Here is a 14,907-nt window from a genome sequence, read left to right as displayed (position 1 = left end):
GTGGGTAAAATAAAAACGAGTTTTATACTTATTACTTGTTTATTTTGTTTAAAATCAGGGTATTGTCAAACGCTCAATAATCCTTCTCCGCTTCGTGAAGTTTTTCAAGAAATTGAAAATCATTTCCCCTATATATTTTCGTTTAAAACCAACATAGTAGAAAATCACTTATTAGATTTTAATCGCAATAGAACCATTGAAGAAAACCTGCTGCAACTAACGAATAAAACGTTGTTTGATTTTGGCATTCTACCAGATAAGACGATTGTTGTTACCTTAAAAAAAAAGGTTGTTTCGCGATGCTTAAAACTTCAATTTACTGGAGAAGAAAGCGGAGTTGTGAACACCTATATTCAGACTCCATTTCAGCAATTAATAACAACGCGGGAAGCAGAAGTATCTTTGTTGTTTATAGATGAAAAATCTTCCCTTAAGATAATTTCAAAAGCATTTAATCCAGTCATTAAAAATGCAAGTCAGTTAAATAAAAAAACTTGTAGCACCGTTTCTGTTGTAAAGAAAATTACTGCATTACCGGCAATACAATTGCAATCCTATCTAGCCAAAGGAATTTCAAAAAATAGCTATGGAACGGTTACCGTAGATTATGAAAATTTCGATTTACTCCCCGGGCTTATAGAAACAGATGTTCTGCAAACCATAAAAGCATTACCTGGCATACAAAGTGTAAACGAAACTGTTTCTTACCTCAACATTCGAGGAGGAACAAACGATCAAAACTTATTACTATGGGACGGAATTAAAATGTATCAAAGCGGACATTTTTTCGGACTCATTTCTGCGTTTAATCCATATATCACAAAAAGCGTGGATGTCATAAAAAATGGTAGCGACGCCTCTTATGGTGATGGCGTTTCCGGTATTGTCTCTATGAAAGGGAGCGATGATATTGCTAAAAAAACCAGCGGTGGTATTGGACTTAACCTTTTGAGTACAGATGGTTATGTTAAAGTACCTATAACCACTAAGTCTTCTATTGAACTTTCAGCCAGAAGATCTGTAGACAGTGATCTTAGAACTCCTACATATGATCAATATTTTGACAAGGCATTTCAGAATACTGAAGTAACTACCGCTAGCGAAAATACGAGCGCCTCAGACGATGATTTTTCTTTTTATGATATCAACTTTCGGTTTTTATACGAAATTTCACCTAAGGATTTTCTCCGTTTTAATTTTATTCAATTAGGAAATCGATTAGACTTTATTGAAAATGCTACTGTAGACAATGCGCTACTTTCAAGAGAGAGCACATTAGATCAAAACAATAGCAGTGCAGGCCTTTTTTATAGACGAGATTGGAATAAAAATTGGCAAACCAAAGTACAGGCCTATGGAAGTATATATTCAATTGACGCCGTAAATTTTGACGTCTTAAATGAACAACGACTGGCACAAGAAAATAAAGTAGAAGAGGCCGGTATTAAAGTAAGTGCTACCCATTTTATAAATAATGCAATAAGCACAAGTTTTGGATACCAATTAAATGAAACTGGAATTACTAATTTTGAACAACTCAATTTCCCCTTTTTCCAAAGACGGGACAAACAAGTCTTAGTAACTAATAGTGTATTTGGGACCTTTACATATTCAAACAAGGAAGAAAAACTGAATATCAATGCAGGGCTTAGAGCCAATCATATTTCTAAATTTAATGACGTATTAATCGAACCTCGTCTTTCCATAAAAAAGGGGGTTTTTGAAAATATCTCAATTGACATTTTAGGCGAAATAAAAAGTCAAACCACTTCTCAAAGCATCGATTTTCAAAATGATTTTTTAGGTGTTGAAAACCGCAGATGGATACTCTCGAATCCCGACGAAACCCCTATCATTAAAAGCAAACAAGTGTCTACAGGAATTACATTTAACAACGATGGATGGCTTGTAAATGCGGAAGGTTATTATAAAGAAGTAACCGGGATTACATCGCAAAGCCAAGGATTTCAAAATCAGTTTATAGATGCACGAACCACTGGACGATATACTGTAAGAGGAATCGAATTTCTCGTCAATAAGAGATTTACAAAGATCAATACTTGGTTGAGTTACACGCTCGCAGACAACGCGTATACCTTTGAAGAATTAAGTCCTAATAGATTTCATAATAATATAGATGTGCGACATACACTTACTTATGGAATTAATTATGTACTTAATGCCTTTAAGATTTCGGCAGGGTTCAACTGGCACTCTGGAAAACCTACTACGCTCATAAACGAATCAGAACCTATTGTAAATAACACACTCAATTTCCAATCGCCCAATGCCGCAAACATTGATGATTATTTTAGGGTAGACCTTTCGGCAACGTATGATTTTAGCTTGTATAAAAACCTACGAGGCATGTTAGGTGTTTCCTTTTGGAATTTATTAGATAACGACAATATCGTTAACCATTTTTACCGCATCAATCAAAGTGACACTTTAGAAGAAGTAGAAGAAAACGCATTGCGATTCACTCCTAATTTTTCTATTAGACTGTACTTTTAGATAATTACTATCTTTGGAGGTATAAATTATTAGTTTGCTCAAACTCAAAATCCACAAATTACTCATAGAATGTGGGACAGATGAAGCTGGAAGAGGCTGTCTTTCTGGCCCTGTAACTGCTGCTGCCGTTATTTTGCCCGATGACTTTAAACATCCTTGGCTTACAGATTCGAAGCAACTTTCGGAAAAAAAAAGAATGGAGCTCAAACACATTATTGAAGCCGAAGCTATTAGTTTTGGGGTGTGTCACGTAATGATGGAAGAAATTGATAAAATAAATATTCTCAACGCTTCTATCTTAGGAATGCATCGCAGTATTGAACAATTACAACCGCAACCACAATTTATCGCCATCGACGGAAACAGATTTAAGCCCTACGGAAAAACTCCGTACGAAACTGTTATTAAAGGAGATGGAAAATACCAACACATAGCCGCCGCTTCAATTCTTGCAAAAACTTATCGGGATTTGTATATGGTGGAGCTAGACGCAAAATTTCCTGAATATGGTTGGAAACAAAACAAAGGGTATCCAACAAAAGCGCATCGCGCTGCTATTAGAGAATACGGCCCTACCTCATTTCATCGTAAAAGTTTCAGATTATTACCGGAGCAGTTGCGATTGGATATTTAAGATATAGGTACTGTTGAAAACCCTTCAATAAAGTACCTGTAAGTTTCTATTATTCTAGTATAAACCTTGCTACTTTTGTAGGGATGAAAAGACTCATTTTAATTTTAGGTATTATTACCACCATCACTCTTTTTTCTTGTGATGGTATTTCTATTAATGCAAAATCATTAGAAAACTTTATTCCTGATAATGCAAGTACAATTTATAAAATAAATAATCTTTCTAACCTCAGTCAAGATGCTAGAAGCAATGATTTATACAACAAAACAAAACCTCACAAATTAGAGCTGGTTTTAAATTCAGCCTTTTTTAAGGAACTGAATACTTCATCACCAAGTTTAGTGGCTTTTACTGGAGATCAAGATGACTTTATTTTTACAACAAAGAATCATCCCAAGCTAATCCAATTAGATAGTTTGACGGACAAACTTGTTGAAACTTTAAAGCTTAAGACAAGAGAAATTAAAAAAATAACGATTAAAGAAGAAGTTACTTTTATTGCGGAACAAGACAGTTTTTCTATTATTAGTAACTCCCAAAAAGCATTGATTGATCTTTTTAATGGTAAAACTTTAAAACATTCCTCTTTTACTAAATTATACGATACGAATATATTTGAAGGCCTTTCTCTTTACAAGAGAAGGTACTCAACAGAGCAATCGGGCATTATTACCAATGATACTAAGAGGAAAGAAGTTTGGACATTGCACAACCTCACGCTATTACCCGATGGAATTATTTCAAAAGGAATCATAAAAGAAAGCGACTCATTACAATTTTACGCTACTTTCAAGGGACAGCTAGCACAACCCGTAGATTTTATATTTGACCTTCCTTCGGAAATTTCTAGTGCCAAAATGTATACCTACAGCGACGCACCACTATTTTTTAATCGATTAAATAGGCCCGTTCGAGACAGTCTAAAAACTCCAACAACACCGTTTCTAGAAACCACTTCACATATGGTGGATCTTGATTTTGAAGGCAGTCAAGTTTTTACTTTTAAAAGTATAGATGCTGAAATGAGCAGCAACGAGCTGGCGCTTCTTGCAAACGAAAGCACCAACTATAGAGAGGTAAAATTATACATTGTAACAGACCCTTCATTTTTGGACAAGCAACTATTCGGAATTACAGTAAGGCCTAAAAACACTGTTTTTCAAATAAACAATCAAGTAGTTTTTACGGAAACTGAAAGTGTTGCACAAACGTATATTGCGGCCATAAAATCAAACGATGTTCTAGGCAAATCTCGTAATGTACAGGAAGCCCTAGTAAGTTTAAGCAATACGGCTTCTTTGCTTACCATTTCAACAAAAAAAGACGTTCACGCTAATATTTCAAATATTTTAGGAGATTACAAAGGAGATTCGGGTGCTTATCAAACCATAAAAAACTACCCCATTGCAATTTCACAAATGACCTATGATCGTGATTTTGCGCACTTCAATTTTGTGTGTAAAGAGGCTACTAAAAAAGCACAGAAATCTATAGGAGTTTCTGAAATCGCAAGTCTTTCTCTAGAACAACCAGCGCTTTCGTATCCTAATTTTTTCTATGATTACAAAACGAAATCTAATAATATCGTTGTTCAAGATATTGAGAACGTGTTGCACCTCTTTGCTCCCAATGGAAAAAAACTGTGGTCAAAAAAACTATCCAATCCAATCCTAGGCAAGGTTAACGAAATAGACCTCAATAAAAATGGTCGAAAGCAACTAGCATTTAACACAAAAAATGGGTTCTTTGTTATTGATAGAAATGGAAACGATGTAGCACCGTTTCCTATAAACTTCAAAGATGAAATAACACAACCTGTTGCGGTGTTTGATTATGACAATAACAGAAAGTACAGGTTTGTAATTGTTCAAGGAAAAGAGATTTTGATGTATGATAAAGAGGCTAAAATCGTAAAAGGATTCACCTATACAAAGTCCAATACTAATATTGTATTAGCCCCACAGCACATTAGAATGAGCAACAAAGACTATCTCTTATTTGCTGAAAAAAACGGAAAACTAAATATTTTAAGTAGAACTGGAAAACCACGCGTAAACGTTTCAAAAACATTTGATTTTGAGAACCAACCTTTTTATAAAGAAGGAATTGATTTTGTACTAATTACAAGAAACAAAGAGAAGATTTCAATCTCACAAAACGGAAAAATAAGCACAAATAAAAGCACTACGGACGGTGATTATTATTTTTCTTCTTTAGGGGAAACCTCAGTTTCGTTAGCAGATAATATGCTTAAAATAAAACGAAAATATATCGAGCTTCCTTTTGGTTTTTACACAAAACCAATACTATTTAAATATGGTGGAGAAGGTTATGTAAGCATTACAGAAACGCAGGAGAAGAAAGTATATCTCTATGATTTTAATGGAAATTTAAAAAAGGGATTTCCAGTTTTTGGAAATGGACAAGCATCATTGAGCTACCGAAACAAAAATCTATACATCGCGGTAAACGGAGATAATAATGAAATACTGTTGTATCGTTTTTAGACACAAACCCATTCCTAACTATTAATTTGAGCCTCAAAAAGTACGGTAAAATGTTTCAGTAATTTTTGCTGCACCTCTTCCATAGATATTTCGGCTTTGCCTAATTCAACGTTTAAAGAAGTTACTGCTTTGCCTTTAATTCCGCAGGGTATCATGTTGTCAAAATATCCCAAATCTGCGTTTACATTCAGTGCAAAACCATGCATCGTAACCCATCTACTTGCACGCACACCCAGGGCACAAATCTTGCGAGCAAAAGGAGTCCCAACATCCAACCAAACACCTGTTTCCCCTTTGGATCTTTCAGCTTTAACTCCATATTCGGCTAAGGTAAGAATAACCATTTCTTCTAATAATCTGAGGTATTTATGAATATCGGTAAAGAAATTTTCAAGATCTATAATTGGATACCCAACAATTTGTCCGGGACCGTGATAGGTAATATCGCCACCGCGATTTATCTTGTAATAGGCAGCTCCAATTTTAGCTAGTTTATCTTCAGATATTAATAGATTACTAATATCACCACTTTTTCCCAAGGTGTAAACATGAGGATGTTCCACCAAAATAAAATAATTGGGAGTTTCAAGGCTAAGTTCCTCGCGTCTATTTCTAATCTTAAGCTGTAAAATTTCTTGAAACAAAGTTTCTTGGTATTCCCAAGCTTCTTTGTAATCCATTAATCCCAGATCCCGTATCGTTATCGATTTATTCACAATTTTCTAATATAAAATACAAAGTTACCGCAAAATGTCTTTTATATTAGCATTAAGTGATAATTTTGAATAAACTAAAAAATTAACACTATGATTTTTACTAGAGCCAAAAATATTTGCTGGTCTTTTCTTTTCGTATTTTCAGCTTCATATGCACAACAAACTAATACTAACTGGCAAGAAATCTCAGAAACGCGGACGACCACTCTAGTTAAAAAAACTAGAAAAACAATGCCTGAATTTTTTACATTATTCGAGCTTGAAAAAAATACTTTTATAGATATATTAGCGACTGCCCCGTCTAGAAACTCTTTGGAGACTTCGAATGTGATAATAAAAATCCCTGTTGGAAACAAAGGAACATACAATTTCAGGGTGTACGAAAATTCAGTATTAGCTTCAGAATTACAAACTAAATATCCGAGTATAAAGGCTTTTACAGGACAAGGTCTTGAAGACCCAAGTGCTGTTGCTACTATAACATCCTCCAACAATGGAGTCCATATTATGATTACTTCTGCTACTCATAAAACGATGTATATTGATCCATATACCAGAGGAGAAAATTTTTATATTAGCTATTCTCGAGAGTCATTACCACCTAACCCTTTTGGTTTTGAATGCTTGATAGAAGAAACTATTACCAAGGCAAACCTAGCAAATAGCGCAACCCGAAATGCAGACGATGGTATGCTCAGAACCTATAGACTTGCTTTAGTTTGTACAGGTGAGTACGCACTATTTCACTTAAGCGATCAAGGCATTCCAAACAACGCAACCGATACCGAAAAAAAGACGGCGATATTAGGAGCGATGAACACCTCGATGGCGCGTGTTAACGGAGTATTTGAAAGAGACGTAGCACTTAGAATGGTGCTTGTACCCAACAATGATGAAATTATTTTCTTAGACCCCACTACTGACGGGTTGACAAATAACAGCCCCGTAACACTCTTAAATGAATGTCAATTTATCTGTGATACGGTCATTGGTGATGCCAACTATGATATTGGTCATGTTTTTAGTACCCAAGGAGGAGGAATTGCTTCTCTAAATTCACCTTGTAGCAGTGGCAATAAGGCGCGTGGCGTAACAGGGATTGGAACTCCAATGGGAGATCCTTATGATATTGATTATGTCGCTCATGAAATGGGACATCAATATGGCGCAAACCATCCACAAAATAACAATTGCAATAGGTCTAACGCATCTATAGAACCTGGAAGCGCTTCTTCTATTATGGGATATGCAGGTATTTGTCCTCCAAATGTTCAAAATAATAGTGATGACTACTTTAATGGTTTCAGTATTATCGAAATGTGGACTGGTATAAACAACAATGATTGTGCACCTAAATCAAATACCAATAATGAAGCACCCATAGTAAATGCCGGTCCTAATTATAGCATACCGCATTCAACACCATTTATTTTGAAAGGAAATGCTGCCGACCCTAATACGGCAAATCAACTGTCATACTGTTGGGAACAAATGGATACTACTCCAGCTATTATGCCTCCAGCAGCAAGCGCTACAGCAGGACCTTTATTTAGAACCCTAGATCCTGTTGAAGCGAAAGACAGGTATATGCCGGCTCTCACAACAGTTCTTAACAATCAACTTGGAACTACTTGGGAAAGATTACCAGGAGTTGCACGCAATATGAACTTTAGACTCACCGTAAGAGATAATGTAGCAGGTGGTGGCGCAAGTGGGAGCGACCTTGTACAAATTACAACTACTTCAATTGGTCCTTTTGAAGTAACGTCACAAGGAGCTACAACTGCCTGGGGACACAACATTGACCAAGTAATTACTTGGGAGGTTGCTGGTTCCAACGCGGCTCCAGTAAATGCTCCTAATGTTGATATCCTATTATCCTTAGATGGAGGTGAAAACTTTGATGTAATTTTAGCTTCGGGTGTTCCAAATGACGGAGAACATATGGTTATTTCGCCAGCGATAGACACCAACCAAGCACGTTTAATGGTGAGAGGAACCGACCATGTTTTTTATGATATAAATGAAAGCAACTTTGTAATTGATGGTACTTTAGGGACTGAAACTGTTAGCTTGAATGGTTTAACAATATGGCCAAATCCTTCTGATGGAAATTATAATATTTCTTTTACTTCGGAAAATAATAGCCCGGTTATAATCTCATTATACGATGTAAGAGGTAGAAAATTAGCAGCAGAAAATTTCGAAAGTAACGGAAGTATTTTTAATACAAGTGTCAATTATTCAGCAATAGCTGATGGCATGTACTTTATGAATATAGTCCAAGGAAATGCTTCTTTAACAAAACAGATTTTGAAAAACTAACATTTCAAACGAAAGCGCAAAAACCGCTATACTGAGAAACAAAAGATTAAAAAAGCAGCTGTTGGCATTTTTGATTTTGATCAGCACCCACTCAAGACCGTGCCGCGTATCTTTATAAGACGACAACTTGTTCGATAGTACTTATCTTGTTGCTCGTTTCAGGAATTTCGAAAGAGGCTTTAATAGTCATAAGGCCTTTTTCATTTTTTATACTTACTGAACCATTGGTTACTTTATAATAACCTGCTTCTCCCCTACAGAAACAAAACTTCCCAAAAACCATTTTTAATTGTTGTAAATTTTGATCCTTCAATTTTAGATAATTAGAATCATTGGGTATCATTAGGTGTACCGTTTCAGTATAATCTCCATCTGCCGTTCCTGCAGCGCCTTTTTCTGTATAGTTAAAGATAAGGGTAGTTGCATTACCAGTTTCGAAAGCTGGGTATAAGGAACCCGCTGTATCTTCTACTAATGAATAGATGGTGTTTTTTTTTGTTTCTACTATAATTTTTTCTGTTGAAATTGGAGTATTTGAAATGGTATCCTCCACAGTATTTAATGTTGATTTTGTATTTCCGCAGCTATTGGCAACGAGCATAAGCGAGGCGAGGTATAAAAACAATTTCATTGAAAATTTTATTAAATAAGTAAGTTAAGGTACTATTTTAAACCAGTAGAAACTAAAGAAATCTGCCCCCAATCACTGTTCTCAAACTGCCTCAAACACTACCTTTCTGGATTATTTAAAATAATGAGTGCTGCAATAATGCCAGGAATCAAACCCAAACAGGTCAAGATTAAAACAATTAAAACAGATCCGCATCCTTTGTCAATAACGGCAAGTGGTGGAAACAAAATAGAAAGAAGGACTCTCCAGAAATTCATAGAACTAAAATTAAGGATATTTTACATACCATAAGTCTCAACAATTTAATTTTGTTACAAAGTACAAAAATGTATCTTAGTGTTTTGGTTTACTTCCGAATTTCTAATCTATGTTTAAAGAGCATTTTCATCTTATTATTTTTCTTTTAGTTTCTGCGGTTTCGATTGGTCAATACCAATTTACAGGTGCCGTAAGTGAAGATTTTATTGATGGAAAACTCTACCTATCCCTAGTAGAAGATTATCGAAAAATAAGTGGGGTTCATCCGGAACAAATACTCAGTAAAACGGTAGCCGATTCGCTTGGGAATTTCAGTTTTAGCGGTAATAATTTACTCACAGAAAACAGAATATATCGCATTCACATTGATAATTGTACTGAAAAAGAACAACAAACTACCCATTTTACCGGCCATTGTCTCAATAGTAAAGAAATTGTTTTTATAGCAAATAACAACACGAGGCTCACGCTGCCCTTTTCTTTTGAAAATGAAATGTTTTGCCAGGTAGTTTCAAATAATGAAAGTGCAAATGCATTGTTCAAATTAGATTCCCTAAAAAATGACATGAAATTCGCATTCGGAACTTACCGTAGTGAAGCAAACCGCAAATTAAACTCTCAAAAGTGGTTTTCAAAACTGCAGCAATTCGGCGCAATGATGGAAGAACCCTTAGTAGAACTGTACAGCTTTGCTTTTTTAAGTGATCGCAGCAGCAGTTTACACACCTACTATTTAGAAGATATCCGAACAAGTCGCTATTACGAATTGTTATTAAATCGTTTACAGGAAAAATATCCAGAAAGCCAATATACAAGACAATACGAAGCCGAATTAGCTGCAGATAAAGTTCTAGCCTCAGCTATGAGTGACAAAGAAAACCCTTGGTGGTTTTGGGCCATCTCAATTATAGCGGTCACATCGGTAGCATTCAATTTTTATTACTTCAGAAAAAGACAGGGGAGAGCAAAATTTACGGAACACACCCCGCTATCTAATCAAGAAGAAAAAGTTCTTGCGCTTATTTTAGAGAATAAAACAAATAAAGAAATTGCTTCAGCGCTTTTTGTAAGCGTGAGTACTGTTAAAACACACATCAATAATATTTACAAAAAACGCAATGTTTCCTCACGTCAAGAGGCAAAAAACTTGCATTCAAAATAATTCAACTGGGGTACTAGTACCTTCTTCAACCCAATATTTACTTGCACTTACTTTTTTTAACAAGAAGTTTGTTTCATTATTAATCATAAATTATTTTATAATGAAAAAAATTAGCACACAAGTAAAAACAGGATTATTAACACTTTTATTCTTGGGGATTTCCTCTTTTGGATTCGCGCAACTTGCATTTGACAAAGCACCTTTAGCAATGGCAGAAATGGCACTGGAGGCCAGTACCCTAGATTATGGTACAATAGCTCATAATAGTGACGGCACGCGAATTTTAAAATTTACAAACACAGGTGATGCCCCTTTAATTATTACAAACGTGAAAGCAAGTTGCGGTTGTACAGTACCTAGCTATTCTAAAACGGCAGTACTTCCTAATGAAAAAGGAGAAATAACGGTTAAGTACAACACAAAAAAAATGGGCGCTTTTAACAAGACCGTTACGATTACCTCCAATGCAGAGGTTCCTCAACAAACCTTCAAAATAAAAGGTACTGTAGTCGCTGAAATCTAAAAGATCCTTTTTATAATGTAGTCTAACAACCTTTTTGGCAATTCCACCGTCAGAAAGGTTTTTTTATGTGCTGTAATAGCTACAAAAATCATAATTTTGTAAGCGATTGTTACTAAAGACAAAACCAACAACAAATTATGCAACTTTCTGAATTAGAAATCGTACGAAGAGAAAAACTCTCACAACTTAGAGCACTAGGTATTAACCCCTATCCAGCAGATTTATTCCCTGTTAACATCTATTCAAAGGAGATTAAAAACAACTTTGAAGAAGGAAAAAAAGTTATCATCGCAGGACGGTTGATGCGTAAAAAAATTCAAGGAAAAGCTTCTTTTGGTGAACTTCAAGATAGCGAAGGTCGTATCCAATTATATTTTAATCGCGATGAAATTTGTGAAGGTGAAGACAAAACACTCTATAATGACGTGTTTAAAAAACTATTAGACCTTGGTGATTTTATAGGAGTTGAAGGAGAACTTTTTGAAACACAAGTAGGCGAAAAAACGGTGTTAGTAAAGAATTTTAAACTGCTTTCTAAAACACTTCGCCCATTACCATTACCAAAGACCGATGCAGAGGGTAAGACCTATGATGAGTTTAACGACCCAGAATTACGTTACAGACAGCGCTATGTTGATCTAGTGGTAAACCCGCATGTGAAGGAAGTATTTATTAAACGTACAAAGCTTTTTAAAGCAATGCGTACCTTCTTTAACGATAGTGGATATTTTGAAGTTGAAACACCTATTCTGCAATCTATCCCAGGCGGTGCAGCTGCAAGACCTTTTAAGACACATCACAACGCGCTTGACATCCCTATGTATATGCGTATTGCCTGCGAATTGTATTTAAAGAAACTAATTGTTGGTGGTTTTGACGGCGTGTATGAATTTGCAAAAACCTTTAGAAATGAAGGTATGGACCGCACCCACAATCCTGAGTTTACAATGATGGAAATCTATGTAGCCTATAAAGATTACAACTGGATGATGGATTTTACAGAAAAACTCTTAGAATATTGTGCTACAGAAGTAAACGGAAGTCCAAAAACTACTTTTGGGGAACACGAGATCAACTTTAAAGCTCCATATACAAGAGTAACAATGGCAGATTCTATTAAAGACTTTACAGGGTTTGACATCAACGGAAAGACAGAAGATGAAATTAGAGATGCTGCAAAAGGAATGGGCATAGAAGTAGATGCTACGATGGGGAAAGGAAAACTAATTGATGAAATTTTTGGCGAAAAATGTGAGGCGAATTACATTCAGCCTACATTTATAATGGACTACCCTAAGGAGATGAGTCCATTAACAAAAGAACATAGATCTAACCCAGAACTTACAGAACGTTTTGAGCTCATTATTTGTGGTAAAGAATTAGCCAATGCTTATTCTGAGTTAAATGACCCAATAGACCAAAGAGAGCGTTTTGAAGATCAAGTTGCATTAGCAGGACGCGGAGATGATGAGGCAACAGAGTTTATAGACCAAGATTTCTTAAGAGCCTTGGAATATGGTATGCCTCCTACTTCTGGAATGGGAATTGGCATGGATCGCTTTATTATGTTTTTAACAAATAATGCTTCCATACAAGAAGTATTGTTTTTCCCGCAAATGAGACCAGAAAAGAAAGCAGTTGCAATGACCGAAGACGAAAAAGTGGTGTTTGCTATTTTAAAAGCAAGCAGCCCAATGGGGCTAAACTCACTTAAAGAACAAAGCGGATTGAGCAATAAAAAATGGGATAAAACGATTAAATTATTGACAACAAACAAACTAGCAAAGGTTTCAAAAATAGATGAAGGTTTATTTATTAAGGTGGTTTAAAAAGATTAGAACATAAAACATTAGGAGAAGGATTTACTTTGCAGTAGGTCCTTTTTTTGTGCTTAATAGTTATAAATCATCATTAAAAGGAGATGTACTGAAAATTTATTACTTTAATTTAGGTGAATGAACACCTCTTTTAAGTAAAAAGAACCTATCGCAACCATCCTAACCAGCGGCTCACTATGTTCCATTTAATAAAACTCGTGCCTAATAATACCAAGCCAACACCAAAAAAAAAACCAAAACGGGAAAAACAAGTTATATATTGGTTGGTGAATAACACACTATCCATAAAGGCTTGAATTTCTGCAGCGGACATATCCCTTGTTCTTCCAACACCCAATGCCCCAAAATCGTAGGAATAAGTAACTCCATTCGCCAAAGTAAAGGCGCCTTTAATTACCAAACCCGTACCTATATATGAGCAGGCGATAGTGTTTTCTGGCAGTTATGGAAACCTATGTAAATATTGCGACACCAAGAAAAACCGAATCAAAAATATATATTCGATACATCAAAAGCAAAATGTTCTCCCAATTGAAGGAAAACCTAAAGCATCAATATACGCACCAATACGGTGTAGTGAAAATACCCAACCGAACCACAGTAACAATACTCTAGCTATAAAGACGCTAAATGAATGAAACTGCTGTAAGACTTAGTGCGTATTTATAGAAAACTAAAGATTACAAAATATGATCCAATAATTGTGCATTGCCATAATGGTGTGTGTGAGTGTTCTGCGCATACTAGGTTTGTACTAATATAACTTTTAGTTTATAAAATGCAAAGAATTATGATAGCTCTTGAATGGAATGGAGTTCCTTTAATGATTTACCTTCGCAAGGTGATAGTTTAACAGTAATAGAATAAGAAAATGGAAAAATATCTAGAGGTTTTTATTGATTCTTTTCTCGGTACTATAGATTGGACCTGGAAATCTATAATCTTTAATGTACCTTGGTATACCAATTACTTTTGGGGACTTATAGCAATTTCGCTTTTTGTTTGGATACTAGAGATTGCTCTTCCTTGGCGGAAAGAACAATCTATCTTTAGACGCGATTTTTGGTTAGATGGATTCTATATGTTCTTTAACTTTTTCATCTTCGCCATCATAATTAGTGGAGTATACGAAATTTTAGGACTCCTGTTTGCTGATATTAATATTACCGCAAAGAGCCTAGCATTTTTTGACATTTCACACTGGGCGCTCTGGATGCAATTGTTAGTATTCTTTATTATACTTGATTTTGTACAATGGTTCACGCATGTTTTATTACACAAATACCCCTTCTTCTGGAAGTTTCATAAAGTACATCACAGTGTAAAAGAAATGGGGTTTGCTGCTCATTTAAGATACCATTGGATGGAGAATATATTTTACAAACCCCTTAAGACCTTTGGCGTAATGATAATTGGTGGTTTTGAACCTGAACAAGCTTATATTATTCATTTTATCACAATTGCCATTGGTCATTTCAATCACGCTAACGTTAAAATTACCTGGGGGCCATTAAAATATGTCTTCAATAATCCGGTAATGCATTTATATCATCACGCAAGCGCACTCCCAGAAGGGAAAAAAGGAGTGAATTATGGTATTAGTTTAAGTCTTTGGGATTATATTTTTAAGACAAACTACATCCCAGAAGACAGCGGAAATGTTGAAATAGGTTTTAAAGGTGACGATAAATTCCCCAGCGATTTTATAAGCCAAAACACCTATGGATTCAAAAAAAATCAGGATTAAACGCTACTTTTTATATCAAAATATGTGTCAGTGGTTACGAGGGATATAAAAA

Annotated in this window: 12 protein-coding genes; 8 read left to right on the top strand and 4 right to left on the bottom strand. The window is 35.3% G+C overall.

Going from position 1 to position 14,907, the window contains the following annotated elements:
- From ABXT67_RS09130 to ABXT67_RS09120, 3 genes are all read left to right on the top strand, one after another.
- Positions 1-2,514 (top strand): TonB-dependent receptor plug domain-containing protein, encoded by a 2,514-nt coding sequence (locus ABXT67_RS09130; protein WP_415373712.1) that lies wholly within the window; start codon positions 1-3, stop codon positions 2,512-2,514.
- 34 nt (positions 2,515-2,548) lie between these two features.
- Positions 2,549-3,148 carry a ribonuclease HII gene (locus ABXT67_RS09125; protein ID WP_415373711.1) on the top strand — a complete coding sequence of 200 codons (600 nt, stop codon included), beginning with the start codon at positions 2,549-2,551 and terminating at the stop codon, positions 3,146-3,148.
- 83 nt (positions 3,149-3,231) lie between these two features.
- Positions 3,232-5,655 carry a hypothetical protein gene (locus ABXT67_RS09120; RefSeq protein ID WP_415373710.1) on the top strand — a complete coding sequence of 808 codons (2,424 nt, stop codon included), beginning with the start codon at positions 3,232-3,234 and terminating at the stop codon, positions 5,653-5,655.
- A gap of 14 nt (positions 5,656-5,669) precedes the next feature.
- On the opposite strand, the gene lipB is transcribed toward ABXT67_RS09120, so the two are convergent.
- The gene (gene lipB, locus ABXT67_RS09115; protein ID WP_415373709.1) at positions 5,670-6,371 is read right to left on the bottom strand and encodes a lipoyl(octanoyl) transferase LipB; all 702 of its coding nucleotides are present in this window, start codon (positions 6,369-6,371) and stop codon (positions 5,670-5,672) included.
- A gap of 231 nt (positions 6,372-6,602) precedes the next feature.
- Here lipB and ABXT67_RS09110 point away from each other — a divergent pair, with 231 nt between their 5' ends.
- The gene (locus ABXT67_RS09110; protein WP_415373708.1) at positions 6,603-8,696 is read left to right on the top strand and encodes a reprolysin-like metallopeptidase; all 2,094 of its coding nucleotides are present in this window, start codon (positions 6,603-6,605) and stop codon (positions 8,694-8,696) included.
- A gap of 112 nt (positions 8,697-8,808) precedes the next feature.
- Here the strand turns inward: ABXT67_RS09110 and ABXT67_RS09105 are convergent, their stop codons facing one another.
- A complete protein-coding gene (locus ABXT67_RS09105; protein ID WP_415373707.1) occupies positions 8,809-9,327 on the bottom strand; it encodes a hypothetical protein in 519 nt (172 codons plus the stop codon).
- A 98-nt stretch (positions 9,328-9,425) separates the two neighbouring features.
- Positions 9,426-9,584, bottom strand: coding sequence for a YqaE/Pmp3 family membrane protein (locus ABXT67_RS09100; RefSeq protein WP_415373706.1), 159 nt, complete (start codon positions 9,582-9,584; stop codon positions 9,426-9,428).
- Between the two features lie 110 nt (positions 9,585-9,694).
- Here ABXT67_RS09100 and ABXT67_RS09095 point away from each other — a divergent pair, with 110 nt between their 5' ends.
- The 3 genes from ABXT67_RS09095 (at position 9,695) to lysS (ending at position 13,099) form a co-directional block, all read left to right on the top strand.
- The gene (locus ABXT67_RS09095; RefSeq protein WP_415373705.1) at positions 9,695-10,747 is read left to right on the top strand and encodes a response regulator transcription factor; all 1,053 of its coding nucleotides are present in this window, start codon (positions 9,695-9,697) and stop codon (positions 10,745-10,747) included.
- A 100-nt stretch (positions 10,748-10,847) separates the two neighbouring features.
- Entirely contained in the window at positions 10,848-11,270 is a 423-nt protein-coding gene (locus ABXT67_RS09090; protein ID WP_415373704.1) for a DUF1573 domain-containing protein, read from the top strand.
- A 137-nt stretch (positions 11,271-11,407) separates the two neighbouring features.
- Complete coding sequence (gene lysS, locus ABXT67_RS09085; protein WP_415373703.1) at positions 11,408-13,099, top strand: lysine--tRNA ligase; 1,692 nt, start codon at positions 11,408-11,410, stop codon at positions 13,097-13,099.
- A gap of 154 nt (positions 13,100-13,253) precedes the next feature.
- Here the strand turns inward: lysS and ABXT67_RS09080 are convergent, their stop codons facing one another.
- Positions 13,254-13,508, bottom strand: coding sequence for a hypothetical protein (locus tag ABXT67_RS09080; RefSeq protein WP_415373702.1), 255 nt, complete (start codon positions 13,506-13,508; stop codon positions 13,254-13,256).
- Positions 13,509-13,979: 471 nt separating this feature from the next.
- Here ABXT67_RS09080 and ABXT67_RS09075 point away from each other — a divergent pair, with 471 nt between their 5' ends.
- The gene (locus ABXT67_RS09075) at positions 13,980-14,855 is read left to right on the top strand and encodes a sterol desaturase family protein (RefSeq protein ID WP_415373701.1); all 876 of its coding nucleotides are present in this window, start codon (positions 13,980-13,982) and stop codon (positions 14,853-14,855) included.
- Positions 14,856-14,907: the final 52 nt, after the last annotated feature.

This window comes from Patiriisocius sp. Uisw_017 (assembly GCF_047731265.1).
Taxonomy (GTDB): domain Bacteria; phylum Bacteroidota; class Bacteroidia; order Flavobacteriales; family Flavobacteriaceae; genus Patiriisocius.
The sequence above is the reverse complement of the archived record's forward strand: the minus strand, read 5'-3'. Positions and strand labels throughout refer to the sequence as shown.

What these genes read in the sequence shown, in the direction of transcription:
- ABXT67_RS09095 (WP_415373705.1), top strand. Translation starts at nt 9,695, where the DNA reads ATGTTTAAAGAGCATTTTCATCTTATTATTTTTCTTTTAGTTTCTGCG.
- ABXT67_RS09100 (WP_415373706.1), bottom strand. Translation starts at nt 9,584, where the DNA reads ATGAATTTCTGGAGAGTCCTTCTTTCTATTTTGTTTCCACCACTTGCC.
- ABXT67_RS09120 (WP_415373710.1), top strand. Translation starts at nt 3,232, where the DNA reads ATGAAAAGACTCATTTTAATTTTAGGTATTATTACCACCATCACTCTT.
- ABXT67_RS09090 (WP_415373704.1), top strand. Translation starts at nt 10,848, where the DNA reads ATGAAAAAAATTAGCACACAAGTAAAAACAGGATTATTAACACTTTTA.
- ABXT67_RS09110 (WP_415373708.1), top strand. Translation starts at nt 6,603, where the DNA reads ATGCCTGAATTTTTTACATTATTCGAGCTTGAAAAAAATACTTTTATA.
- ABXT67_RS09105 (WP_415373707.1), bottom strand. Translation starts at nt 9,327, where the DNA reads ATGAAATTGTTTTTATACCTCGCCTCGCTTATGCTCGTTGCCAATAGC.
- ABXT67_RS09075 (WP_415373701.1), top strand. Translation starts at nt 13,980, where the DNA reads ATGGAAAAATATCTAGAGGTTTTTATTGATTCTTTTCTCGGTACTATA.
- lysS (WP_415373703.1), top strand. Translation starts at nt 11,408, where the DNA reads ATGCAACTTTCTGAATTAGAAATCGTACGAAGAGAAAAACTCTCACAA.